Origin of the sequence: Vibrio sinus (assembly GCF_023634645.1) — a bacterium.
Taxonomy (GTDB): Bacteria; Pseudomonadota; Gammaproteobacteria; order Enterobacterales; family Vibrionaceae; genus Vibrio; species Vibrio sinus.
This window is the reverse complement of sequence record NZ_JAMKMR010000019.1, coordinates 19754-44447: the sequence shown is the minus strand read 5'-3', so window position 1 is coordinate 44447 and position 24694 is coordinate 19754. Positions and strand designations below refer to the sequence as shown.

At 42.5% G+C, this 24694-nt stretch carries 20 protein-coding genes; 9 read left to right on the top strand and 11 right to left on the bottom strand.

Annotated features, from left to right (window positions below; genetic code table 11):
* Window positions 1-10 precede the first annotated feature (10 nt).
* The 4 genes from M9194_RS17020 to M9194_RS17005 form a co-directional block, all read right to left on the bottom strand.
* Window positions 11-775 carry an amino acid ABC transporter ATP-binding protein gene (locus tag M9194_RS17020; RefSeq protein ID WP_431769418.1) on the bottom strand — a complete coding sequence of 255 codons (765 nt, stop codon included), beginning with the start codon at window positions 773-775 and terminating at the stop codon, window positions 11-13.
* A gap of 42 nt (window positions 776-817) precedes the next feature.
* Window positions 818-1915 (bottom strand): amino acid ABC transporter permease, encoded by a 1098-nt coding sequence (locus M9194_RS17015; protein ID WP_250613887.1) that lies wholly within the window; start codon window positions 1913-1915, stop codon window positions 818-820.
* A 3-nt stretch (window positions 1916-1918) separates the two neighbouring features.
* Window positions 1919-3124 (bottom strand): amino acid ABC transporter permease, encoded by a 1206-nt coding sequence (locus M9194_RS17010; protein ID WP_250613886.1) that lies wholly within the window; start codon window positions 3122-3124, stop codon window positions 1919-1921.
* A 62-nt stretch (window positions 3125-3186) separates the two neighbouring features.
* Window positions 3187-4215 (bottom strand): amino acid ABC transporter substrate-binding protein, encoded by a 1029-nt coding sequence (locus tag M9194_RS17005; RefSeq protein WP_250613885.1) that lies wholly within the window; start codon window positions 4213-4215, stop codon window positions 3187-3189.
* A 571-nt stretch (window positions 4216-4786) separates the two neighbouring features.
* Between M9194_RS17005 and M9194_RS17000 the strand changes: the two genes are divergently transcribed.
* Window positions 4787-5725 (top strand): precorrin-2 dehydrogenase/sirohydrochlorin ferrochelatase family protein, encoded by a 939-nt coding sequence (locus M9194_RS17000; protein ID WP_250613884.1) that lies wholly within the window; start codon window positions 4787-4789, stop codon window positions 5723-5725.
* A gap of 41 nt (window positions 5726-5766) precedes the next feature.
* Here the strand turns inward: M9194_RS17000 and M9194_RS16995 are convergent, their stop codons facing one another.
* Window positions 5767-6252, bottom strand: coding sequence for a YajQ family cyclic di-GMP-binding protein (locus M9194_RS16995; protein ID WP_250613883.1), 486 nt, complete (start codon window positions 6250-6252; stop codon window positions 5767-5769).
* 21 nt (window positions 6253-6273) lie between these two features.
* Window positions 6274-7326: a 3-deoxy-7-phosphoheptulonate synthase gene (locus M9194_RS16990; RefSeq protein WP_250613882.1), complete on the bottom strand. Its 1053-nt coding sequence runs from the start codon at window positions 7324-7326 to the stop codon at window positions 6274-6276.
* Between the two features lie 191 nt (window positions 7327-7517).
* Between M9194_RS16990 and M9194_RS16985 the strand changes: the two genes are divergently transcribed.
* Window positions 7518-7994, top strand: coding sequence for a DUF4442 domain-containing protein (locus M9194_RS16985; protein WP_250613881.1), 477 nt, complete (start codon window positions 7518-7520; stop codon window positions 7992-7994).
* 39 nt (window positions 7995-8033) lie between these two features.
* Here M9194_RS16985 and M9194_RS16980 read toward each other — a convergent pair whose 3' ends face one another.
* The gene (locus M9194_RS16980; RefSeq protein ID WP_250613880.1) at window positions 8034-9383 is read right to left on the bottom strand and encodes a hypothetical protein; all 1350 of its coding nucleotides are present in this window, start codon (window positions 9381-9383) and stop codon (window positions 8034-8036) included.
* 95 nt (window positions 9384-9478) lie between these two features.
* Here M9194_RS16980 and M9194_RS16975 point away from each other — a divergent pair, with 95 nt between their 5' ends.
* Window positions 9479-10312 carry a CvfB family protein gene (locus M9194_RS16975; RefSeq protein ID WP_250613879.1) on the top strand — a complete coding sequence of 278 codons (834 nt, stop codon included), beginning with the start codon at window positions 9479-9481 and terminating at the stop codon, window positions 10310-10312.
* A gap of 57 nt (window positions 10313-10369) precedes the next feature.
* Here M9194_RS16975 and M9194_RS16970 read toward each other — a convergent pair whose 3' ends face one another.
* The 4 genes from M9194_RS16970 to M9194_RS16955 all read right to left on the bottom strand — a co-directional run bounded on the left by M9194_RS16970 (window position 10370) and on the right by M9194_RS16955 (window position 17486).
* Window positions 10370-11785: a hypothetical protein gene (locus M9194_RS16970; protein WP_250613878.1), complete on the bottom strand. Its 1416-nt coding sequence runs from the start codon at window positions 11783-11785 to the stop codon at window positions 10370-10372.
* A 283-nt stretch (window positions 11786-12068) separates the two neighbouring features.
* Window positions 12069-13493, bottom strand: a complete 1425-nt coding sequence (gene rsmF / locus M9194_RS16965; RefSeq protein WP_250613877.1) for a 16S rRNA (cytosine(1407)-C(5))-methyltransferase RsmF — start codon at window positions 13491-13493, stop codon at window positions 12069-12071.
* 92 nt (window positions 13494-13585) lie between these two features.
* Entirely contained in the window at window positions 13586-16201 is a 2616-nt protein-coding gene (locus tag M9194_RS16960; protein WP_250613876.1) for an MlaD family protein, read from the bottom strand.
* Window positions 16194-17486: a PqiA/YebS family transporter subunit gene (locus M9194_RS16955; RefSeq protein ID WP_431769419.1), complete on the bottom strand. Its 1293-nt coding sequence runs from the start codon at window positions 17484-17486 to the stop codon at window positions 16194-16196. The genes M9194_RS16960 and M9194_RS16955 overlap by 8 nt, the downstream gene beginning before the upstream one ends.
* 133 nt (window positions 17487-17619) lie before the next feature.
* On the opposite strand from M9194_RS16955, the gene M9194_RS16950 reads away from it, so the two are divergent.
* The 6 genes from M9194_RS16950 (at window position 17620) to M9194_RS16925 (ending at window position 24646) form a co-directional block, all read left to right on the top strand.
* Window positions 17620-18090: a GAF domain-containing protein gene (locus M9194_RS16950; RefSeq protein WP_250613874.1), complete on the top strand. Its 471-nt coding sequence runs from the start codon at window positions 17620-17622 to the stop codon at window positions 18088-18090.
* Between the two features lie 100 nt (window positions 18091-18190).
* Entirely contained in the window at window positions 18191-18808 is a 618-nt protein-coding gene (gene proQ / locus M9194_RS16945; RefSeq protein WP_250613873.1) for an RNA chaperone ProQ, read from the top strand.
* A 17-nt stretch (window positions 18809-18825) separates the two neighbouring features.
* Window positions 18826-20820 carry a carboxy terminal-processing peptidase gene (gene prc, locus M9194_RS16940; RefSeq protein WP_250613872.1) on the top strand — a complete coding sequence of 665 codons (1995 nt, stop codon included), beginning with the start codon at window positions 18826-18828 and terminating at the stop codon, window positions 20818-20820.
* 150 nt (window positions 20821-20970) lie between these two features.
* Window positions 20971-21633: a hypothetical protein gene (locus M9194_RS16935; RefSeq protein WP_250613871.1), complete on the top strand. Its 663-nt coding sequence runs from the start codon at window positions 20971-20973 to the stop codon at window positions 21631-21633.
* A gap of 123 nt (window positions 21634-21756) precedes the next feature.
* The gene (gene pepN / locus M9194_RS16930) at window positions 21757-24363 is read left to right on the top strand and encodes an aminopeptidase N (RefSeq protein WP_250613870.1); all 2607 of its coding nucleotides are present in this window, start codon (window positions 21757-21759) and stop codon (window positions 24361-24363) included.
* A 64-nt stretch (window positions 24364-24427) separates the two neighbouring features.
* Window positions 24428-24646: a DUF2835 domain-containing protein gene (locus M9194_RS16925; RefSeq protein WP_250613869.1), complete on the top strand. Its 219-nt coding sequence runs from the start codon at window positions 24428-24430 to the stop codon at window positions 24644-24646.
* The last annotated feature ends 48 nt before the right edge of the window (window positions 24647-24694 follow it).

Genomic DNA, 24694 nt, shown 5'->3' with positions numbered 1-24694 from the left:
CGATAATGTTTTAGTGATGTAGAATCTGAGCTAAGAAGTTTTGTGTTCTATCCGATTGAGGGTTTTCAAAGAAATCTACAGGGTTATTCTCCTCAATGATTTCTCCTGCGTCCATAAATATGACGCGATCGGCAACTTCTTTTGCAAACCCCATTTCGTGGGTGACGCACAACATGGTCATCCCTTCTTCGGCAAGCTCTACCATCACATCCAGAACTTCTCTTACCATCTCAGGGTCAAGTGCTGAAGTGGGCTCATCAAACAACATCACTTGAGGGCTCATACACAGTGAGCGTGCGATAGCAACGCGCTGCTGTTGTCCACCAGATAGTTGTCCAGGGTATTTTTCTGCTTGATCGGGTATTTTCACCCGCTCAAGGTACTTCATCGCAATATCTTCGGCTTCTGATTTTGGTAGTTTTTTTACCCAGATAGGGGCGAGTGTACAGTTTTCTAGTACGGTTAAGTGAGGAAATAGGTTGAAGTGCTGGAAGCACATTCCCACTTCTCGGCGTACGGCTTCGATGTTTTTGAGATCTTCGGTGAGCTCGTTACCCGAGACGATAATTTGTCCTTTCTGATGTTCTTCAAGTCGGTTGATGCAGCGAATCATTGTCGATTTACCTGAACCAGATGGTCCGCAAATGACAATCTTTTCTCCTTTGCGCACATCCAAATTGATGTTTTTAAGTACATGAAATTCACCATACCATTTGTTCATGTCCCGGATATGAATCATTGGCTCTGTTGAGTTATCGCTAGTTGGTTGTGTCATAATCTTTCCTCAAGCTGAATCAATTTGCTTCTTGTTCAATGGTTATCGTTTGTGTCCTGTATGTAGCCTGTTCTCTAACCATATAGAGTACCGCGACATACCGAAGCAAAAGATCCAAAAGACCAGTGCTACAAAAACGTAACTTTCAGTGGCAAAGCCCAGCCACTCAGGGTCGGTATTGGCGGCTTGGCCGATACCTAAAACATCAAACATACCTATGATTAACACTAGGCTGGTGTCCTTAAATAAGCCGATAAAGGTGTTTACAATAGAAGGGATAGTGATTTTTAATGCTTGGGGAAGGACAATAAGCCCCATTTTTTTCCAATAGGTTAAACCTAATGCGTCAGCAGCCTCATATTGCCCTTTGGGAATGGCTTGAAGTCCTCCACGAACCACCTCGGCCATATAGGCCGCACTGAACATAACAACCCCGATGAGGGCCCTCATCAATTTATCAGTTTCTGAGCCTTCCGCCAAAAACAGTGGAAGCATGACAGATGCCATGAAAAGCACCGTGATAAGCGGTACGCCACGCCATACTTCAATGTAAACAGTACAAATGCTGCGAATGATAGGCATGTCTGATCGTCGCCCGAGCGCAAGAACTACACCTATAGGTAGAGAAACGATGATGCCGACCAATGCTATGATGAGAGTGACAAGTAATCCTCCCCACTTGTGTGTGTCGACGACTTCCAGTCCAAACACGCCACCATAGAGCAGGCCAACCATAAGAAACGGATACACAGTAACGAAAAATAAGCAGATCCATAGCCGTTTAGGTGTTTTTTCGTAGGCAAGAAGCACAGTGAAAACCGCTAGGGTTGCGTAAAACAGACGTGGACGCCAAAGCTCTGCATGAGGATAAAACCCATACATGAACTGTTCCCACCTCACGCTGATGAATACCCAACAGGCACCATCACGACTACAATCATTTCTAGTGGTTCCTGACCAGTCGGCTTGTAAAAATGCCCAATCGAAAACATTCCACAGCATGGTTAGGGCAAAATAGCCCAGCAGAATGGTGACAATAGAGTTAAAAGGCCCGCTAAATAAATTTTTTCTTAACCAACCGATGACTCCAACGGTATTAGCGGGTGGCGGTAAATCTGGCAAAAACTGATGCTTACTCATAAATCACCTCTCCACCAGTGCGACTTTTCGGTTGTACGTATTCATGATGGCTGATGTCAGCAAACTTAACGTCAGATAGACAGCCATTGTCATAGCAATAATCTCAATCGCTTGCCCTGTCTGGTTTAGTGTTGTGCCCGCAAATACAGAGACAAGATCTGGGTAGCCAATTGCCATGGCGAGAGAAGAGTTTTTCGTCAGGTTTAAATATTGGCTGGTAAGAGGCGGAATAATGATTCTTAATGCTTGTGGGATCACAACCAGCTTTAACGTTTTGGTACGAGACAGCCCTAAACTCATTGCTGCCTCGGTTTGACCATGGCTGACAGCATTAATACCAGAACGGACGATTTCAGCAATGAAGGAGGCGGTGTAAATGGACAGTGCTAACAGCAATGCCGCTAGCTCTGGTATTATGCTTATCCCTCCAGTGAAATTAAACCCTTTTAAAGCAGGGTATTCAGCGCTAATTGGTGAACCCATTAGAAAGTAAACGACGACAGGAAAAACGACACACAGCAACAAGACAATTCTTCCCATTGGGGTTTGTTGCCCGGTTAATTTTTGTTTGTTGTTTGCCCAAACGTTAATCACGACCGAAGCGCAGATACCAGCTAGCAATGCGAGCAGCACAAATGAGCTCCCTGATTCAAAGACGGGAGCGGGCATGTATAGGCCACGTACATTTAAAAAGAATGCCTCACCTAGGCTCATACTTTGCCTTGGAGAAGGTAGCGCTTGTAGTACAGCGAAGTACCAGAAGAAAATCTGAAGCAGCAGTGGGATGTTACGGAAGGTTTCAATATAAACCGCGGCAAATCGGCTGACTAACCAGTTGGAAGACAATCTAGCGATACCGATAACAAACCCAAGAACCGTCGCCAAAATTATACCTAAAAATGAGACTAATGCGGTATTGAGAAGGCCAACAACAAAGGTTCGCCCATAAGAATAGGTTTCGTTGTAATCAATTAAACTCAGGCCAATGCCAAAACCAGCCTCTTGGTGCAAAAAGTCGAATCCGGTCGCGATACCACGAGACTCTAAGTTATTTAAGGCGTTGTTAACAATGGTGTAAAAAAAGAAGAAGAGTAAGAATATGGCGATGATTTGTATGGCCGCAGCGCGAAAAGTAGGGTTGTAAAATAGGTTTTTCCCTTGCGATCGGCCGTTCTGCGAGCTTGTAGATATCTTCTCAGTAGGCTTCATACAACAATAACCTCTAAAAATGTGTAGCAAGGGCGGGTTTCCCCGCCCAGTGATTTAAACGCTTATCGAATCGGTGGTGCGTACATAATGCCGCCCGCATTCCACAGGGCATTCATGCCTCGTGAAATTTGTAACGGTGAGCCCTTACCGACAGTTCGCTCAAAGCTTTCTCCATAGTTACCCACTTGTTTCACGATCTGATAACCCCAGTCATCACGAATACCTAACCCTTTTCCTTTTGGACCTTCAAGGCCTAGGATTCTCCTGATATTCGGATCTTTCGATTTAAGCATGGCGTCTGCGTTCTTCGATGTGATGCCATATTCCTCGGAGTTCACCATTGAGAACAGCACCCATTTAGCGATGTTGAACCATTGGTCATCACCCTGGCGAACAACTGGACCTAGTGGCTCTTTTGAAATAATTTCTGGCAATACGACGGCTGAGCTCGGGTCTTTTAGGTTGAGACGCAAAGCGTATAAGCCTGATTGGTCAGTGGTTAATACGTCACAACGTCCAGCGTCAAATCCTGAGGAAGTTTGTGGTGCGGTATCAAAAACAACGGGTTTGTATTTCATGCCATTGGTTCGGAAGTAGTCCGCTAGGTTGAGCTCGGTGGTTGTGCCTGATTGAACGCAAATCGAAGCACCATCCAACTCTTTAGCACTCGTGACGCCAAGTGACTTCTTGACCATAAAGCCTTGACCGTCATAATAATTTACGCCCGCAAAGTTGAGGCCTAACGCGGTGTCACGGTGGAGCGTCCATGTTGTATTTCGTGAAAGAACGTCAATTTCACCCGATTGCAATGCAGTAAAACGCTCTTTAGCTGTAAGTGGTACGTATTTAACTTTTTTCTTATCCCCGAGTACTGCGGCTGCAATCGCTTGGCAATACTCCACATCGATACCTTCCCATTCACCTTTAGAATTCGGGTTTGAAAAACCAGGTAAACCTGCGCTTACCCCACACGTCAAAAAGTCCTGCTTGGTTACTTTCTGCAGTGTGCTATCTGCCGCTGAAGCACTGTTTGCGACCAACGCAGTAGATGCAGCTACGACGGAAGCAAGAAGTGTTAGTTTATTTGCCATTTGTTTCCTTCCTGTATGAACTTTGTTAAACCGTTAAATTCAGATACAACCTAGTGAGCAAAAATTTGTTATAACTGAGCAGGCCGCATATGAGATAAGTGACTCACATGTAAATCAACCATTTATAAGGGTAGGAAAGGATTGCAATTTTCTCAAATGCATAATTTGAAAAAGATTTTTGACATTCCTCACACCTAAGCTCATTTATTAGAATGTCCAAATGTAAATTAAATGTAAATAAAGTGTTTTGTTTCATAGCTAAGGTCAATGAAACATAATACTGATGAGTGACTAAATTAAAAGCCATTGATCTAGTTTATGCAGTGGTTTGCTAGATATTTAAATGGTATTGATACTTAAAAATGGTGAAATATATATTTTTCATTCATATTGCGGATATGTGATGGGAAAGAATAATTGGGTTAAATTGCTCTGTTTAAGGCACAAAAGTGTCGCTATTGATTTGCAGTAGACTCTTAACCAAGAATTGTTGTAATTGGTGTGAATATCAAGCTTTTTTGCTAGTCTAGAGTCCTTATCACTCTCGTAATCTTGAACAAAAAGGGTCTCGATGCAATATTTTCCACTATTTTTCGATTTAAATCGCAAATCTGTTTTGGTGGTGGGCGGGGGAGAAGTTGCAACCCGCAAAGTTGACATGTTAATGCGAGCAGGTGCAATCGTCACTCTCATCTCTCCGAAGATTGATGCTCAATTACACAGCTGGGTCAAAGCAAAGCAGGTGCACTGGATACAAAATTTCTACTCAGCGGATTTATTGTCAAAGGATTTTGTTCAGTTGTGGGCGACAACGAACAACCCTGCTATTAACCACCAGATATATCAAGATGCAAAAGATATGGGCATCTTGGTCAACGTGGTCGATGACTTACCCTATTGCGACTTCATCACGCCATCCGTCGTCAATCGTGGCAGAATTCAAATCGCAATATCGAGTGGTGGTGCATCACCTGTGTTGGTCAGAAATATAAGACAAACGTTGGAGTCAGTTCTTGCTCATAACACGGCTTTACTCGGTGACTTTGCCGCGTCAAAGAGAAATGATATCAAGGAACATTTTGCCACAGTTACTGAAAGAAAAAGTTTTTGGGAATCCTTCTTTGCGTTGACTAGTGTCGCTGAGGCAACAAGTTGGGAGCAATTGGAATCTGTATATGTGCAGAAAATAAAAGGCAAACATGTAGAGACGCCCACACTCAGTTGGATAGAAGTAGGTCAAGATGTTGAGCTTTTAACTTTCAAAGCGTTACAACAAATGCAAAAAGCGGAAACGGTATTGTATTTTAAAGATTGTCCGTTCGAATTTGTTGATCTGGTTCGACGCGACGCTAGCCGTGAAGTATATAAAGATACTATGGAATTAGTGGCGTTATTGGAAAACAAACAAGAGAACGATGAGAGTATTTGCGTTTTAATTCCTGCCGACAGCAGTGAGTTCAACTTACTGATGGGGCATGGGAAGTGCTATAAACTTGGTATGGTTCAATAGACAGACTTTTCTTGCCAACAGGCAAGAAAAGTCGCGTTTGGTCAGTCTCTAAAGTTTTCAAACTGGAATGGCTGGCCCAAGTCAGCACCTTTAATAAGCGCAATTACGGCTTGAAGATCGTCTCGCTTCTTACCTGTTACACGCACCTTTTCACCTTGGATAGCGGCTTGCACTTTTAACTTGGCGTCTTTAATTGATTTGACGATTTTCTTTGCAGTAGGCGTATCAATACCTTGCTTGAACAAGACATTTTGGCTCCACATTTTGCCTGACTGTTCGGCTGTCTGTGAGTCCATGGAGTTCACATCCACGTTGCGTTTGGTCAAGTTGCCACGCAGAATGTCTCGCATTTGTTTTAGTTGAAAGTCAGCTTCCGCGCTTAGCTTCACTGTTTCTTCTTTTGATAGTTCAAACGAAGCTTCCACGCCACGAAAGTCAAATCGAGTTGATAGTTCACGAGAGGCGTTTTCTACCGCGTTTCTTAGCTCTACCGTATTGATTTCAGAAACAATATCAAATGATGGCATAGTATTTTCCTATTAAAATTTTTAGAATCGAGTCTTAACTGCATCAGATAATAAATCAAGCATTTCTACTGTATGTTCCCAGCTTAAACATGGATCAGTAATAGATTGGCCGTATTTAAGCGCAGAGATATCGTGCATGGGTTGGTTGCCTTCTTCAATAAAGCTTTCTGCCATGATACCAGCGACTAACTGACTGCCAGATTTGATCTGCTCGCATACGTCTTTTGCAACATCGATCTGCTTTCTATGCTGCTTTTGGCAGTTCGCATGGCTAAAATCAATAACCAGTCTTTGTGGTAAGTCAAACTCAGACAGTTTTGAGCACGCTAGTTCTACTGATTTACGATCAAAGTTAGGCCCTTTATCTCCACCCCTTAAGATAACGTGTCCGTGCGGGTTTCCACTGGTTCGATACACGGTCATACGGCCACTTTTGTCAGGAGAATAAAAGTAATGGGAGGCTTTAGCGGCACGAATGGCGTCGATGGAAATCTTGACGTTACCATTGGTTCCGTTTTTAAAGCCGACAGGGCAAGAAAGAGCCGATGCCATTTCTCTGTGTATCTGTGATTCTGTGGTTCTCGCGCCAATGGCACCCCAAGTGATCAAGTCGGCAATGTACTGGCCCGTAATCATATCTAGAAACTCGGTGGCGGTGGGTAGGCCAAGCTTGTTGATATCAAGAAGTAACTGACGGGCTTTGCTCAAGCCTGTTTCAAGAGCATAGGAGCCATCCAAGTTCGGATCTGTGATTAACCCTTTCCAACCGACGACGGTTCTAGGTTTTTCAAAGTAAGTTCGCATTACTATAAACAGTTCTTTTTCATAGTGCTTTTGCACGGCTGCTAGGCGGCTAGCGTAGTCAAGTGCTGCTTCCGTGTCGTGCACTGAACAAGGCCCAACAATCACAAGTAATCTTTTGTCTTCTCCTAGAAGGATTTTTTCTACTTGCTTTCTTGATTGTGCAATTCTTTCTGCAACTTCATCGGTGATAGGGTGGGCGTTGCTAAGTTCTGCTGGTGTTGGCATAGGACCAAGTGCTTGAGTTCTGAGTTCGTCGGTTTTTAATGGCATGCTGAATTCGTTTATTATTCCTATTTCGAAGACGTAAAGATAACGGAATTACGTAGAGTAATAAACGTTTATGTTGACGATAAGGACAATTGATAGAGTTTTAGATTCGCATCACTATGTTTACGGAAGATATTTGACAATATTGAACTCTCTGGTTTAACTGGTCAGATGACTTTCTTTAGGGTTCATCCATGTTATCCAGTGTTAAAAAAGCAAATCTATACTTAAAGAGTTTTGGTTTTTTCAAAGTCCCCCTGATTTGGCTTTGTCGTCCCAAAATCATTAGTTTAGATAGTCAATCTGTCGCCGTGAGAATGCCACTAAAAAGAAAAACCAAGAATCACCTTAACAGTATGTACTTCGGTGCGTTGGCGATTGGTGCTGACGTTGCAGGTGGATTTATGGCGATGAGTAAGTCCTCTCAAAGGGGGATCAACATTTCACTCGCATTTAAAGAGGTGGAAGGCAAGTTTCTAAAGCGAGCAGAAGGAGATGTTTTATTTGAATGCTCTGATGGTAAGCTCATCGACCAAATGTTAGACGAAGCGATCGAAACTAAGCAAAGAATCAATCGCAATGTATCAATAATCGCTCGGTGCCCTAACATTGACTCAGATAGCCATGTTGCAGAATTTACCTTAATGCTTTCGGTAAAGGTGAAGGAATAGCGCTTTTGACTATAGTTCTCTTAGTTACAGCTCTCTTAGTTACAGCTCTATTTGTTCAATGGCGACGATTTTGGTTCGGTTAAGAATGATTTTCCAACGATAGTATCGCGCCGCTTTCCCTGGACTACTTTCTCGAACGATTAAATTGAAGAGATGGCGCTTATCGACGGACTCTCGTGATACCTGCCCTTTGTTTAACATGTAGACTTTGTTTGAACCTTTATCCATGAGCCGAGTAAGTGGGCGCATGCTTATAAGCAGTGCATCTTTGGTTTCTTCGTAGCCACTCATAAACCTCGACGTCGACATTTCGGTCTCACAGCGATAGTGGAGAATTTGTTCTTCTCTCTGAACCACTCGCTTTTTGCGAATGGCTTTTATCTTATCGGGTAGTACGTCTCTGATTTTATAATCGAGCCATTCGAGTTTTTGGCCAACGGTTTTCTTTGTGGTTGGATCTAAATACCGTTTGCGCCACTTTGGTTTGTTTTTTCGTACCCATCTCCAGAGTACGTCACGTAAATCGTCTTTAAAAATTTCACGTAACGCATACAAAATCGACATGATGACGATAAAAGAAACGGTGATTTCTCCCCAGTAATCTCGGGCTGTAATCGCCATGATGGTCACGAATACCATGACAAAACCTGTCGCAATTCCTTTTGAAGCGCGGCGTAAGTTTTTGCCCAATGAGAGAGTTTGTTCTTGCAGTACTATCGGGTGTTCTATCAGTCGCCGAAGAAGTCGCATTTTGTTGCTCATGCGGGTGACATCTGAACGCACTTTTTCAGAGTTGTAGTTGTGCAATTCACGATGCTGTATTTCTTTCTCGGCGATACCTATCAATCGAGCCTTGACACTCGAGTAGGTATCATTTCTTGGCAAATGTGCGACTAAAGCGAGAAAATTCTGTTCTGTATACCAGGATAGATAGTTGTCGATATTCGCGTAATAACGTTTTAGGTTTTCATCATAAGGTACGCTGCGACGTAATCGTTTTAATATATCCAATGCGAGTTCTATGATCTCATCCAGCTCTTCTTGCATGATTTCATCCTTATCTTGCCCGATAAGGTTGTTAACGGCTTTGTCTAGCGCAATGACATACTGATAAGCAAACAAGCTCAAGCTAACACGGTATTGAGTGCTGGATAGGCGTTTTCGTTTGACCAATCGGCTGTGCACTAAGGGTAGTAGGGTCTCATCACTGTAGTATGTCCTGATTTGATGAATAGCACTGTAATAGAATTCAGATTCAGTGATGATTTCAGGTGTTAGGCCTAGCTCACCAGGTACAAATAAGTAGAGGTCAAGATCGGTGCGTTGAGAAGCGCCTAATGTGTGTGATATTTTCAGTGTGATGCCGTCATGTTTGTCAACAGTGACCAACGCCGCCTCCTAACGCAATTATAATTATAATGTTATAAGGAAAGCATACTAGAGATTGGGTATAATCACCGAAATTTTGATATGAGATATTTGACATGATAAGAGTTGGACAAGTAAACAATCTAGAAGTTGTGACGCTTGCAGATTTTGGCGTATTTTTGGACGCGGATGAGTTTGGTACCACCTTGCTACCCAATAAGTACGTACCTCAAGGGACCGAAGTCGGGCATAACCTAGATGTTTTTTTGTATTTTGACTCTGAAAACCAGCTGTCAGCAACAACAGACAAACCCGTTGCTCAAGTCGGTGAATGGGGCCTAATGACAGTTCAGGGCGTAAATAGTACAGGCGCGTTTGTGAACTGGGGTATCAAAGAAAAAGACTTGCTGGTGCCATTTAGTGAGCAACGCGGGCGTTTAAAACAGGGGCAAAAGTTGCTGGTTTATGTGTACACCGATAAAGCGTCAGGCCGAGTGGTTGGAACCACAAAATTTAATAAGATTTTGGACAAGTCTCCCGCAAACTATACCAACAATCAACAGGTTGATTTAATCATAGCTGAACGAAGTGAGCTGGGCTTTAAAGCCATTGTAAATGGCCAGCACTGGGGCATGATTTTTTCCTCAGATGTGTTTGGAAAGCTGTTTATTGGTAAGCGATTAAAAGGTTACATCAAAACCGTTCGCGAAGATGGCAAAATTGACTTGTCCTTGCAAAAGCTCGGTGTGGCTAGGCTTGATGACCTTAGTAGCAAAATTATTGAGCAACTTGAAAAACAGGGGGGCTTTTTGCCACTCAACGACAAATCAACACCAGATGCTATTTTCTCCGCGTTTAGAACCAGTAAAGGTACGTTCAAGAAAACCATTGGTGGTTTGTACAAGCAAGGCAAGATAACCATTGAGAAGGAAGGAATTCGTTTAGTTTGATGTAAAAGTTAGGCATGCAGACTTCAAGGTGAAAGCTGCATGCCAGCAAATTAACTTCTAATGATCAGAGACAATGGCCTCACGTCTTGAACGGTGTTTGCGATAGTGTTTTAGGTCGCGCTCAAATTCTTCGTGCCTTGTCTTACTACGTTCAAACACTTTATCCCTTCCGCCCGCTTCATAAACAAATTGATTACGGTTGATAGACATTTTTCTCCGTCCGCTCTCAATATATGCTAAGTAGGTTTTTAAGTCTTTACTCGTCAAGCGAGGATCTCTCAGGTGTTCTCTTATTTTGGCTGCGAGAATATTGCGAACCATTTCAGCGTCCAACGTATCCTGAGACTCACCTAGTTTTGGATAATAACTAGAATCTCTAAAAACTTGTTGCAAAGTCAGACACATAGTCCGTGTCGAAATAGAGTGTGAGAGATCGAAAATTTCTTCAACCCACCGGCCGCTGTCGGAAAGTAAAGCCAATGCATCAAAATCTGAATACTTCCTAGGAGCAAATACTTCGAGTGCGACTAAGTCATTTGCTAACACGATATCTTCGGCTAATTGAAGCTTTCTGTGCCTAGTATTTAAGCTGGCTGGGTTCTTGTAACCAGTAGAACTGATTTTGCCATCGTAATGAAGTTTGCGGTCGGTTACGTTCGATAGCCTATTTCGAATCTTTTTGTCCAGCATCAGCTTGTATGAGGTAAGCTGCATTTTCCTTATCGTTTTATAAGCGGCTTCATCTTCAATGTCTGCGTGATCTAAGATGAGTTCCATCGAGTTCGCATTTACGAGATGATACGCACCAGGATATTCTTTATACACTTCAGCAAAGGCACCGTGATTGCCTATAATTGAATCGACTTCCACACGCGTGAAAGCACTAAATTTCGGCATCAGTGGTTGAAAACCAAATGAATTAACATCATTCCTACCATTTTGGTCAGCGTAGGTTAGGTGTGCGAGGCGAACGAAACGATATTTAGACATATCAGCTAAGCGTTTTGCAACTGAGCTACCAATGCTGTTGGTGCTATTCATGTCTCCAGGCACGGTGTCTTTTAAATCTAAAACGACAGAGACTTTACTCGCAAGATTATTTTTTGCCTTACCAATATATTCAACCAGTTTTAATGCTGATATACATCCCCTCGAATGGCCAATAGCGTTAATTTTAAGAGGAATGGTTGGGTTTGACTGCTTAAAATAGGCTTCGATGATTTTTAGCGCTTCTTTCGCTCGAGCGCCTGTTCCATGGGCTGTAGCTCCAAACGGGTTATTCCATCTACCTATGTCGCAGCCATTGAATGCGTGAAATTCTCCTAGAAGGGAGTGTTTTCGACGCAGTATACTAAGTTCTGCTTCAAGAAAGCCTGAGCAGGTATCAGGCTTACCGGACCGTTTAGGTTGGCCCGCTTGGTTTGTGACGACCCGCCCGGTGCCACAAAAATAGAATATCATATGGTTAGTCATGTCATATTTACCTCAGTAATTGACATCACTATAAATAGAATTCGGTAAAAAACATTGGAATATTTAAAACTATGATAAGAATAAATAAAAATCCCACTTCAATATTTAAATCTTTCCTGAAATAGATATACAATTAAATTCTTATCATAGGGAAGTATTATATTTATCTTTGGCGTTTAATTTAATGCATCTATATTAGTATTCCTAAGTTATGTGCAAAAGTCACGTACAAAAAAGATCGCCGTGGGGCGACCTGTTGGTATTAAGGATGATTGTACGGGAGCTAAAACAGGTTTTTATCTCTCACTAACTCTCTCGGTAAACCATTTTTAATTCGACTGCCTACCCACTTTCCTAGTCCGATGATGAATCCGTCGTAGCGTACTAAAACAGAGCCTTTATCGGATGGAACGTCAGGGCGTACATCACGGCCCATATACCATTCCCTCGCTTGATCCTGGTTAATATCGACACAGCGCGCCTCTTGACCTGTCGCAAGCGCGGTCGCAATTTGGTGTTGCCATTTAAAGCCACTTTTATGTGACTCTGCGATTTTTATTCCCATTCTAGAAAAGCGCAATTCACCTAACAACGGTTCTAAGGATTCGGGAAATAGCCACACATCTTTATCGCGTGTCCAAATTGAATACTGGTTAGGTAAACGCACATTGAGCTCTTTTTCTAATAGTCCAGATAATTGTTCAGTGAGTTTACGGCTGGCTTTTTCAAAAGGAAACTTGCCCAGTTTCTTTTTAACATCGGGTGGTGAAATCGATGATGTCTTTTTAAATCTGGCAACAAAAAAACCTTCACAATCATATGTCTGAGGAAAGATGTGTACATAACCTTCAGATGTAATCGATTTGTCTACATCCGAAAAGAATTCAGTTAAAGGTTCTACCTCGATAGCGCCGTTAAACGTGTCTAACACGTGCGCGCAGACTTGTTGGTTTTCTTCTTGGCTTAACGCACATGTTGAATAAACCAATGTCCCGCCCGTTTTAAGTGTATAAAAGGCGCTTTCAATGAGTTGTTTTTGCACCTCAACAATCTTTTTGCTGCTTTCTAAGCTCCAGTTTTTTAGTGCGTCTGGGTCTTTCCGGATTGTGCCTTCACCTGAGCACGGAGCGTCCAGTAGCACGGCATCAAATTGTTCGGGAAGCCAGCTGCCAAACACCGTGCCATCAAAATTGGTGAGTGCACAGTTACGGACACCACACCTTTGAATGCTCGCGTGAAGGACTTTGACGCGGCTGGAAGACAGCTCATTTGCCACGACAACGCCAGAGTGTTTCATGTTGGCAGCAATTTGAGTGGTTTTTGAACCGGGTGCAGAGGCCATGTCCAACACTGTCTCAAACTTTTCGTCCTCTTGATGAAAGAGAGCAGAAACAGGCATCATCGAACTGGCTTCTTGAATGTAAAACAGCCCTGCCATATGCTCGGCTGTGTTACCTAGAGGTGTGGTGGATTCATCTATGTCAACCCAAAATCCAGTGTCGCACCAAGGAATAGGGTCTAGCTGCCAACCTTTACGTTCAGCGCGCTGTTTAAACGAGGTAACGGAAATCTTTAAGGTGTTAACACGGATACTTTTTCTAAGAGGCCGCTGGCACGCTGCAGTAAACTCTTCAAGTGATTCGCCTTCGGGAAGAATAGAAGAGATATGAGACAAAAATTCACTGGGTAGATACACGTCTTGCTGCAATGTTAATACTCACTCGATTTGGGGTGGCGCACATTATACTCAAGCATTCGGAAGATGCGAGTGTCCACTTCAGTTGACTGTCAGTCATCGTGTTACGATTTAGGAATCGGCAATCGCCAATTTTTCCATGATTGTTCAACGGCAGGATTAAGATAAAACGTTTGATCCTGCCTAGCTGGTGGCTGTAATTCCGAATTATCAGGAGTTGAAAAAGCGATCCCCCCACGTATTAGGCTGTCTACTGTGCCGGCTTTTAAGTTAGCGCCGGTTAGACCAATGGAAACATCAACACCAGACACATTCCAAAACACGCTGTTTTTCCTCACTAAATATGCGTAGTTTTTGTCAATTGAAATGGTGGTGATAATTCTGTCTGATAGATCGCCAAGTTCAACGTTCGTCACAGTGCCAACTTCCAGATCTCGATAGAGAACCGGTGTCCCTGCTTTAATCGAGCCTTTTTGGTCGCTTTGTAAGCGAAAGGTGATGCCTTGATTCAGCCTGGGGAGCGAATGCAAAACAAAGTAGTCCTGCTTTTCACCTTCGCCGGGGGTGACATAAATGTCGGTGCCTAAAATGTTTTCAATATTTTCTATGCCTGATGGGCTGATTTTGGTCTTTGCGAGCCAAAAGTAACTGCTTTTTTTAGCAATATGTGGGAAGTACCTTGAGTAGATAGTAACGGTTACCGTGGTGGTATTATTTTTGAAATTGGGTCTGACGTCAGTCACTTTACCAATGATTGTGCCTTGGTATTTAACGTTGGCTCCAGGTTTTAGTTTTACTGGAGACTGGGTAGTCAGCGTAATAGGTGTACCTGACTGCTGAATTTGTTTAAACCCTTTGTAAAGCTTCCAATCTGTGCCCGTTTTGTTATCTATATCTTTGATCTGCTCAAAGGCGATGCCACCGAGCAGTAGGCTTTTAAGTGGACCTGCGTTAACACTAATTTGTTCGAGTGTGGCTTCTACATCAATACCTGATTGATTCCAAAACACGGTGTCATTGGTAATTAAATGGCGATACTTGTGATTGATTTTGATACGAATCACCACACCAGATTTAGACAGAGTAAAGTTGACGACTTTCCCAACGGGAAGATTACGATATAAAATGGGGCTTCCCACTGAAAGAGAGGGCAGCTCGTCGGTCACTAAATTTAGATATCGAGCACCTTCGTTTTCTTCTTTAGCAATGATGGCCAATTGCTTGCTAGCATAAAGCGGATAGCTGGCAGGCCGTTTGTTACTGCCTTCGCTGGTAAAACTGATACTGCGTCCAATAAGGCGCTTTAGAGGTGGAGCGGAAATAGCGACACCAGATTCAGTCATATCAATATGAATGCCATTGGAAATAAAAAAGCGACTTTTAGACTTTATCAAATGTGCGTATTTCTTATTGATCAATAGATCAAGCTTAACCTTGTCTTTGACTAATTTGATATTGGCAACGCTACCAACCGGCAACCCTTTAAACAGAATACTCGCTCCCTTATCAAGCCCATGTGCGTCCTCAGAAGTTAGGTGCACTATGACGGCGTCATTTTTTTGCATATCGACATTGTTGTGTCGATAGGCGATAAAATCGCGGCTAGGCGTGCCTTTGCCAGGGACAATGGTGAGAAAGTTGCCCTTCACTAAGTTGGTCAAATTATCGAGAGAATACAAAGATAGTCTAGGTTCTTCTAAGATGAAGTGCGTGTTGTTATTCAACATGTCACTGAAGGCGGGCTCTATTGCTGCGTGGGCGACAATGTGTTGCTTTTTATTGTCGAGTTGTAGCGTGGTAATTTGTCCTATTTGAAGGCCTCGATACATAATAGGAGCACCCGATGTACTGATTTTATTGTTCTCGGGTAAAGAGATGGATATAGGGATACCGCGACCTGCGGTTTCGATATCGGGGTATAACTTAAATTCTTGGCCATTGGCCACTGGGCTTCCCTCATCAGGAGAGTCGACAGCAATAGCGCCAGCAAGCAGAGCACTCATGCTGGTTAAGTGGATGTCTACGCCATTAAACCCTACCGATGCACCAATACCACTGACATTCCAAAATCGACTGTCTGTGGTGATGACGTGCTGATATTCTGGTTTAATAGAGGCGCGGATTAATACATCTTCATGTTGTTTGCCCAATTGATAACTGTAGACTTCGCCTATCGGAATGCGGCGGTAGAGAATTTGCGACCCAATTGAGATCCCACCTAAGTCTTTTGCGTTTAACTTTATATTCAGTCCACCTCGAGTAAGAATGTCCGTTGGTGCAATGTCTAAAGCGCGAAACTTCGTTTCAGGCTCAGATTCAGCCGAACTGGGTTGGACAGCGATATAGTTTCCTGAAACTAGCGCATCTAAGCCTGTCACCCCAGACAAATTCGCGGTCGGTTTTACCAACCAAAACCGTGTGTTCTTTTTCAGCAAAGTTTCCGCTTCTGGGTAAACGTCGGCTTCGACATAAATACTTTTTAAATCCTTAGACAGCACGATGTCCCGCACAATGCCGACTTCCAAGCCGTGATAGCGAATGGTGGTTCTTCCTGCGATAAGCCCTTGTGCATCAGAAAATTGTATTTGTATCGTGGTGCCTGAGTCTCGAATAGACTTAGATAAAAGCCAGCCAACTAAAATAATGGTGACGATCGGCAATATCCACAGTGGGGAAATTCTATTGCTGTTCTTAATAACGGGGTTGGATTCACTACTCATGCAAGAAGTCCGTTTGTTGGTGAATACGACGGTTTAATTTCCATATCAATCGTGCATCTAAACTTTCCGCGGATAGCATAGTGCAAACAATCACAACACCAAAAGCGACCGCACCTAAACCTGGTGTAAAGTTCAACACCTGACCTCTATCTACTAACGTCAGCATAATAGAAATGACGAAAAGGTCCACCATGGACCATTTTCCTATCCATTTTAAAATGGCGTATATCTTCATGCACTGCTTCTGATATAAAGCTTTACCATAGGAAATGGAAATCAGCACATAGCCAATACCGACAATTTTAATAATAGGGACAAGAATACTCGCAATGAATATGATGACGGCGATAAAGAGTAAATCGTGCTGAACCAGAGACAGGACTCCGGAAAATATCGTGTCTTTGATTTGTTTGCCATTGGTCATCAAAATCGAGATAGGGATAAGATTGGCAGGAAGCAAAGCAGCCGTCGCGGTAATCAAATATGCCCAGGAGCGTTGTAATGAATGAGGCTTGAATGGCGACATTTTGTTGGTGCATCTTATACACCGTGTATGTGTTGAATCTTGGGTTAAATAACAACTCCCGCACTGTATATAACGTTCTGGGCAAAAAGAATCGCAGTCAACCGGTGTAGTCGACACACATTGCCAAGCATTCCAATACTGTTCGATGTTTATTCTAGATAATAAAAGTACAGCTAAAATTTGCAGAAGAATCAGAGAAAACAGGCCAGTATCTAAAGAAATATCGGCATAGTCTTGTAGCTTAAAACAAGATATCGCGATACTGACCAAAAAGACGTCAATCATGACCCAATGTCTAATTTGGCGCATCAGCTTCAAACATCTATCTAACACATGCAACAGTCGGTATTTCAACGCGACATGCGCTAGGATAACCACAGTAAACAAGGTGAAGGGGGCAATGGAGCTACAAAACATGACCAATAGAGCAAGAAATATATACCCTTCATGCGCCAGTGCCATTACACCTGAGAATAGGCTGCCAGAGAAAGAGACACCAAATAGGTTAATTTCAATAAAGTTATAAAAGTGGGCGGGTACCAGTAACAATATGCAGGTGACAGCAAGGGCCAAATTACCAGAGAGGCTAACTTGCTTTGCCTGGTAGACAACTTTGTCACATCTTGGGCAATGTGCTTTTTGGTTTTTCTGCAATGGCACGCGCGCCATTGGCCACTGGCAACTTTGACATTGCACTACCTGATGTAACTTGCCGCTTGATTGTTCCCTAATCATTTCTAATGAGGCCTCGTCAACCATCCTTAACACGCTAATCCGTAGCGTTGAAACGGTTACCATATTGATAGCTTGAAGTATAACAGCAATGTTTCATTGCGAACTGATTTTGAGATGTGATATACATCGAGGTGTTATCAATAATTTGGAAGTAACAATGAACATCGAACACTATCATCGTCTAACGAAACAAGCTGTTGCACTTTTGGAAGGTGAAACTGACCTGATTGCAAACCTCTCTAATCTAAGCGCACTTTTAAATATGGAGCTAGATAGAATTAATTGGGTTGGGTTCTACTTATTAAAACAGGATCAGTTAGTGTTAGGACCCTTTCAAGGAAAACCTGCTTGTGTTCGTATTCCTGTCGGCAGAGGGGTATGTGGCACGTCAATTGCGACCAATACGGTTCAAAGGATTGACGATGTTCATCAATTTGAAGGTCATATTGCTTGTGATGCAGCGAGCAATTCTGAAATTGTTATTCCGTTTTCCGTTGACGGTGAACTTGTGGGCGTGCTTGATATTGATAGCCCAGAAATATCAAGATTTAGCCAGATAGATGAAGAAGGGTTGGTATTTTTAGTCCGTGAAGTCGAAAAGGTGCTTAATTCGCGCTCTAATAAATGAGATTTTAATCTTTGAGTGTGGTTTTTCATTTGCAGGTCACTATAATACTTCAAATCTTTATCTACATGCTTGCGGAAGACCGCATTAACCAGGAATCCTCATGGAAAACACTGAAAAGTTGAAGAACAGCAAAGAAGTCATTGCTTATATTGCTGAATGTTTCCCTAAGTGCTTTACTTTAGAAGGTGAAGCAAAACCTTTGAAAATTGGCATTTTTCAAGATCTTGCCGAGAGATTAAGTGAAGACCCTAAGGTCAGCAAAACTCAACTTAGAGCGGCTTTAAGGCAATATACGTCTTCTTGGCGCTATCTACATGGCGTAAAGCCAGGTGCTACTCGTGTTGACTTAGATGGAAACACATGTGGAGAGTTAGAAGAAGAGCATGTTGAGCATGCGAAAACCACACTCGCGGAGAGCAAAGCTAGAGTTCAAGCGAAACGGAAGGAACAAGCTCAAAAAACAAAAGAAGAAAAAGCGAAAAAGGTGAGAAAGACTCAACCTCGTCGCACAACGTCGAAAGCTCATAAAGACGCTAAAAAACCAGTTAAAACAAGAGCTTTGAATGCAGATGAAATGATTGTCGGCAAACAAGTGAATGTGAACATGGGCAAAGGGAATATGGCTGCAACCATTGTTGAAATCAATAAGGAAGATGTACGTGTTCAACTTGTAAACGGCTTACAAATGGTCGTTAAAGCGGAGCACTTGCGCGCCTAAAGGAGATACTCCTACGCATGAAAACCCGTTTAAAATTGACGCTGATTGCTGCTAGCCTCTGGTTAGCAGTAACCCCAGTTCAGGCACTAGAAGCCAACATCAGTAAGAAGGACCTTCCTGTACTTGCTCCTGAAACCCAACACGAAACAGCAAGTAAACGGGTAATGTGGCGATTCACTCAAAACCACTATAAGCACTTCGACCTCAATGATCAGTTCTCAGAAGGCATCTTCGAACGTTATTTAGAGCTCCTTGACTTCAACAGAAATATTTTCACCCAATCTGATATTGACTCCTTTAATAAATGGTCCGACAAACTCGACGATCAGCTGAAGTCGGGCAACAACCAAATTGCATTCGATGTTTACAACTTGTCTATGCGCAAGCGATATGATCGATTTAAATACGCGCTTTCTCTGCTAGACGAAGAAATGAAATTTGATGTTGATGAGTCACTGCAGTTAGATAGGAGCAAAGCCGCTTGGCCAAAAGATGAGGCTGAGCTCAATGAACTGTGGCGCAAGCGTGTTAAATACGATGCACTGAATCTGAAAATGACGGGTAAAACTTGGCCTGAAATTAAAGAGATTCTGGGTAAGCGGTATAACAATGCGATACGTCGTCTAAGTCAAACTCATAACGAAGACGCGTTTCAGCTTTACATGAATGCGTTTGCTCGTGAAGTCGACCCTCATACCAGCTATCTTTCTCCTAGAAATGCCGAACAATTCCAGTCAGAGATGAACTTATCTCTTGAAGGAATAGGGGCAGTATTGCAAATGACGGATGATTACACGGTCATTCGCTCTTTGGTTGCTGGTGGCCCAGCATCTAAAAGTAAACAACTGGGTGAAGGAGATCGAATAGTCGGGGTTGGTCAAGATGGAGAAGCGATAGTTGATGTGATTGGCTGGCGCTTGGATGACGTTGTACAACTGATTAAAGGTCCGAAAGGGACTAAAGTTAAGCTCGAAATACTGCCAGACAGTAAAGATGCTAAAAGTCACGTTGTCACAATAACGCGCGATAAGATCCGTCTCGAAGATAGAGCAGTCAAATCTGAGGTGATCGAGAAAGATGGCAAGAAAATTGGTGTTCTAGAGGTACCGAGTTTTTATGTTGGTTTATCAAGAGACACAGAGAAGCTACTGACGGATCTTAAATCTCAGGGCGTGGATGGGATTGTTGTCGATCTTCGCAATAATGGTGGTGGCGCATTAACAGAAGCCACCGCGCTGTCCGGGTTGTTTATTAAAAGTGGTCCTATTGTCCAAGTAAGAGATAGTTATGGTCGAGTCAATGTGAATAGTGATACTGACGGAAACATAAGCTATGAAGGTCCGATGATTGTGTTGATTAATCGCTATAGTGCGTCGGCCTCTGAAATCTTTGCCGCTGCGATGCAAGATTATGGCCGTGCTATTGTGGTTGGTGAAAACTCTTTTGGTAAGGGAACCGTGCAGCAACATCGGTCACTCAATCAGATTTACGATTTGTTCGATAAAGAGTTGGGTTACGTTCAGTATACGATTCAAAAGTTCTATCGTATCAATGGCGGAAGCACTCAAAATAAGGGCGTGGTTCCCGACATCGCTTATCCATCGTTAGTTGATCCTTCCGAAACTGGAGAGAGTGTCGAAGCTAACGCACTGCCTTGGGACCAAATTGCTCAAGCGAAATATCAGTCTCTCAATAATTTTAAGCCTCTGATTGATAAACTCTCTGAAGAGCATAAGCTTCGTATTAAAGATGATATGGAGTTTAAGTTCATTGAAGAGGATATTGAACACTACAAAGAGACAAAAGATGATAACTTCATCTCTCTAAGTGAGAAAGTCAGAGAAGAGGAAAGCGCCAAAGCCGATGACTTAAGACTTTCACGAATTAATGAAAGGCAAAAAGCAAAAGGGCTAAAACCTTATGCTTCTTTGGATGATGTTCCTAAGGATTATGAGAAACCAGATGCTTACTTAGATGAAACTGTGTCGATTATGGTGGATATGACTAAGTGACTTACATCTAAAATAAACTTCTAATAAGCGGGCTCTCGTAGCTCGCTTTTTTGTATGTATTTTATATTGATCAATATGCATATGTAATGCCAATTAGTTTCGCTTTCTCGCTTTTATGGGCCTAAGCTTTAAAAAAAGAGGGAACGTGAAATGAGATGTATGTTGCTAATTTGTGCTTGTGTGAGTTTTTCCGTTTCAAGCGCGCCGACACCAAAAAGCGTCGATTTGACTCAGTTTGATTTGCCATTTTTACTTGGCGACTGGTATCTCGTTAATCCAAACCCTAATGACTCAACAGAAAACTTTCGTACCATTAAGTTGACACTCAATTCTAATTACGATTTTCAAATCAATATTCAAAAGAAAGATTATAGCGTTGAGCACTGGCAAGGCTCGTATACTGCGGACAATGACACCTTGATACTAGGGATGAACTCTGAGGATCCTCAAGTTTATGCCTATACCGGAAACCACAATTTGTTGAGCTTGAATGGTGTCACGTTTGTCAAAGCTTTGTCGAATACGCTCGCTGGAATTTGGTCGAGCGAGCATCTCAGTGGTGATGACCTCATGGCCAGTGAGGTAGAAAAAATGGACCTTATCCTTCAGCCTGATTTCGTGTTTCTATTTCGAGTGATTAATCAAGATGGTGAAGAAGCCGTACATAAAGGGGTTTACTATACCGAGGATGACAACTTGGTTTTGATTTATGAGAATGGTGAACACAGTACTCGCTACTCACTGACAAGAGATCAGCTGACACTTGAAGGAGAAGGTGGGGGAATGTACGCGGTTCTTAACCGTGTGGAATAGCTTACCGCTTTAACAATATGTAAATAACAATACCTCAATTTTATATATTGTTCTTGTATATTGACGAAACTCCGAGTAGAAATAGACGGGTAAAATTTTTATCAGTCATAAGGATTCTCGGACATGGCGCAAACTCCTCAAGCCAAATATCGTAAAGATTATCAATCTCCTTCTCATACTATTACCGATGTCGACCTAACCTTTGAGTTGCAAGAAACTCAAACGACTGTGACTGCAATCTCCAATGTAACTCAGTTAGGTGATCAAACGTCGTTAAAGCTCGATGGTGAGTCACTGACATTAAAGACTGTATCCGTTAACGGTGAAACGTGGGCAAATTACACCGAAACAGAAGGTGGATTAGAGATACACGCGTTACCAAATCAGTTTGAACTGACCATTGTTACGGAACTCAACCCAGCAGAAAATACGGCTCTTGAAGGTTTGTATCTTTCTGATGGCGCATTTTGCACTCAATGTGAAGCGGAAGGTTTTCGTCGTATCACTTACTTTTTAGATCGTCCAGATGTACTTGCTAAATACACAACAACAGTAATAGCAGATCAAGAGAAATTTCCGTCACTACTGAGTAATGGTAACCGCATTGATCAAGGGACTCTAAAGGGTAATAAGCATTGGGTTAAGTGGCAAGATCCTCATCCAAAACCAAGCTACCTATTTGCGTTAGTGGCTGGTGACTTTGACATTCTCCGTGATAACTATAAAACGAAATCAGGAAGAGATGTTCAATTAGAGATTTATGTTGATAAAGGAAACCTGGATCGTGCTAACCACGCCATGGTCTCACTCATCAATGCGATGAAATGGGATGAAGAGCGGTTTGATCTTGAATACGATCTCGATATTTACATGATTGTAGCCGTAGATTTCTTCAATATGGGGGCAATGGAGAATAAGGGCCTGAATGTCTTTAACTCAAAGTTTGTTCTAGCCAATGAAAAAACGGCGACGGATACAGATTATCTTGGTATTGAAGCGGTGATAGGCCATGAGTATTTCCATAACTGGACAGGTAATCGTGTTACTTGTCGCGATTGGTTCCAGTTAAGCCTTAAAGAAGGTCTTACGGTATTTAGGGATCAAGAGTTTTCTTCTGACTTAGGCTCTAGAGCGGTCAATCGCATTAATAACGTACGGATTATTCGTGGGCCACAATTTGCAGAAGACGCAAGTCCAATGTCTCATCCTATTCGCCCAGAAAAAGTGATAGAAATGAATAACTTCTACACTTTAACTGTATATGAGAAGGGCAGTGAAGTTATCCGTATGATCCATACTTTGCTCGGTGAAGAGAAATTCCAAAAAGGGATAAAGCTTTATTTTGAGCGTCACGATGGGACAGCGGCGACGTGCGAAGATTTTGTTTCCGCTATGGAAGATGCTTCCGGCATTAGCCTAAAGCATTTCCGCTTATGGTACAGTCAATCGGGTACTCCTACCGTTGAAGTATCAAGTGATTTTGATGAAAGCCATTCGACTTACACACTGAAAGTTAAGCAGCACACGGCACCAACTGCTGATCAGGCAGAAAAACAAGCACTGCATATCCCATTTGCTGTCGAATTGTATAACTCTGATGGCACGACTATTGACCTAGTGTCAAATGGCCAATCTGTGTCGAACGTTTTGAGCCTGACTGAAAGCGAACAAGTGTTCACTTTCGAAGGGGTAAATGAAAAGCCAGTTCCATCATTGTTCTTAGAGTTCTCTGCGCCCGTAAAACTTGAATATGACTATGATGATCAAGAGCTTAGCTTCTTAATGGTTCATGCTAATAACGAGTTTTCTCGTTGGGACGCGGGTCAAATGCTATTGGCCAAGCACATCAAGTCTAATATTGAACGTGTTCAACAAAATCAAGAATGTATTGTTCCTGAATCGATCCTTGCAGCGTTTAAAGGTGTGCTAGCGAATAAAGAGCTCGACCCCGCGCTTGTAGCGGAAATGATGACATTGCCAAGTTTCAATGAAGTATCGGGTTGGTATGACTTGATTGACGTTGATGCTATCGATAATGTTCTGACCGTCTTTAAGGCGTCGCTTGCTAACGAGCTGAAGAGCGAACTTGAGCAGGTTTACCAAAGATTGGAGCAAGGTGAATATTCACTAGAGCATAGTGCTATTGGTCAACGTGCACTGAGAAACTGCTGTTTGGCATACTTGGCACGTACTGAAAGTGGTCAACAGCTGGTAGAGCAGCAATACCAATCGGCACACAACATGACAGACACAATGGCTGCGATGCAGGCCGCGAATAGCGCGCAGCTTTCATGCCGTAGTGGATTGATGGAAGACTACAGCCAAAAATGGAAACATGATGGTTTGGTCATGGATAAATGGTTCCAGTTGCAGGGTAGTAATCCTGATGCTGGTGCTCTCAAGGCCATCAAAGAAACGATGAATCACGAAGCGTTTTCGATGAAAAACCCTAACCGAGTCAGAAGCTTAATTGGTGCGTTTATGAATACCAACCCAGTTAACTTCCATGCTAAATCGGGTGAAGGTTATCAATTTGCTGGTGAAATTTTAAGAGAGCTTAACGAAAGTAACCCGCAAGTGGCATCAAGACTTTTAGATCCACTACTTAAATTGAAAAAGTATGATTCACATAGACAAGCGTTAATACGAAATGAATTAGTCACGCTAAAGAATATGAATAACCTTGCAAAAGATTTATATGAAAAAGTAACAAAAGCTCTCGAAGAGTAAATAATAAAGCAAGGTGGTTAAATAATAATGCCACCTTGCTTAATATTATTTAACAATTGGCCATATGAAATATTATTTATTCTCTCTTTCCATCTCTTATCAGTCCTTTGTGGCCCACTATTCGGGCGCTGCGAGCCACGTGCAAGTGGTGACAAACGAGGGAATGAAAATCCGACTACCTGCTTCGCGCTTTCGCCCTTTCTTAACCCAACGGGGTATCAATGGTCAATTTAGACTGACCACAGACCACAGCAATAAGTTTATTAAGTTAGAAAGCTTATGACTTTGGCTGGATATTTAATCCGCAAATATAACCATTATCACATTCTTG

Coding starts and splice junctions, on each gene's coding strand:
- M9194_RS17020 (WP_431769418.1), bottom strand. CDS start 775: ATGACACAACCAACTAGCGATAACTCAACAGAGCCAATGATTCATATC.
- M9194_RS17015 (WP_250613887.1), bottom strand. CDS start 1,915: ATGAGTAAGCATCAGTTTTTGCCAGATTTACCGCCACCCGCTAATACC.
- M9194_RS17010 (WP_250613886.1), bottom strand. CDS start 3,124: ATGAAGCCTACTGAGAAGATATCTACAAGCTCGCAGAACGGCCGATCG.
- M9194_RS17005 (WP_250613885.1), bottom strand. CDS start 4,215: ATGGCAAATAAACTAACACTTCTTGCTTCCGTCGTAGCTGCATCTACT.
- M9194_RS17000 (WP_250613884.1), top strand. CDS start 4,787: ATGCAATATTTTCCACTATTTTTCGATTTAAATCGCAAATCTGTTTTG.
- M9194_RS16995 (WP_250613883.1), bottom strand. CDS start 6,252: ATGCCATCATTTGATATTGTTTCTGAAATCAATACGGTAGAGCTAAGA.
- M9194_RS16990 (WP_250613882.1), bottom strand. CDS start 7,326: ATGCCATTAAAAACCGACGAACTCAGAACTCAAGCACTTGGTCCTATG.
- M9194_RS16985 (WP_250613881.1), top strand. CDS start 7,518: ATGTTATCCAGTGTTAAAAAAGCAAATCTATACTTAAAGAGTTTTGGT.
- M9194_RS16975 (WP_250613879.1), top strand. CDS start 9,479: ATGATAAGAGTTGGACAAGTAAACAATCTAGAAGTTGTGACGCTTGCA.
- M9194_RS16970 (WP_250613878.1), bottom strand. CDS start 11,785: ATGACTAACCATATGATATTCTATTTTTGTGGCACCGGGCGGGTCGTC.
- M9194_RS16960 (WP_250613876.1), bottom strand. CDS start 16,201: ATGAGTAGTGAATCCAACCCCGTTATTAAGAACAGCAATAGAATTTCC.
- M9194_RS16955 (WP_431769419.1), bottom strand. CDS start 17,486: ATGGTTGACGAGGCCTCATTAGAAATGATTAGGGAACAATCAAGCGGC.
- M9194_RS16950 (WP_250613874.1), top strand. CDS start 17,620: ATGAACATCGAACACTATCATCGTCTAACGAAACAAGCTGTTGCACTT.
- proQ (WP_250613873.1), top strand. CDS start 18,191: ATGGAAAACACTGAAAAGTTGAAGAACAGCAAAGAAGTCATTGCTTAT.
- prc (WP_250613872.1), top strand. CDS start 18,826: ATGAAAACCCGTTTAAAATTGACGCTGATTGCTGCTAGCCTCTGGTTA.
- M9194_RS16935 (WP_250613871.1), top strand. CDS start 20,971: ATGAGATGTATGTTGCTAATTTGTGCTTGTGTGAGTTTTTCCGTTTCA.
- pepN (WP_250613870.1), top strand. CDS start 21,757: ATGGCGCAAACTCCTCAAGCCAAATATCGTAAAGATTATCAATCTCCT.
- M9194_RS16925 (WP_250613869.1), top strand. CDS start 24,428: ATGAAATATTATTTATTCTCTCTTTCCATCTCTTATCAGTCCTTTGTG.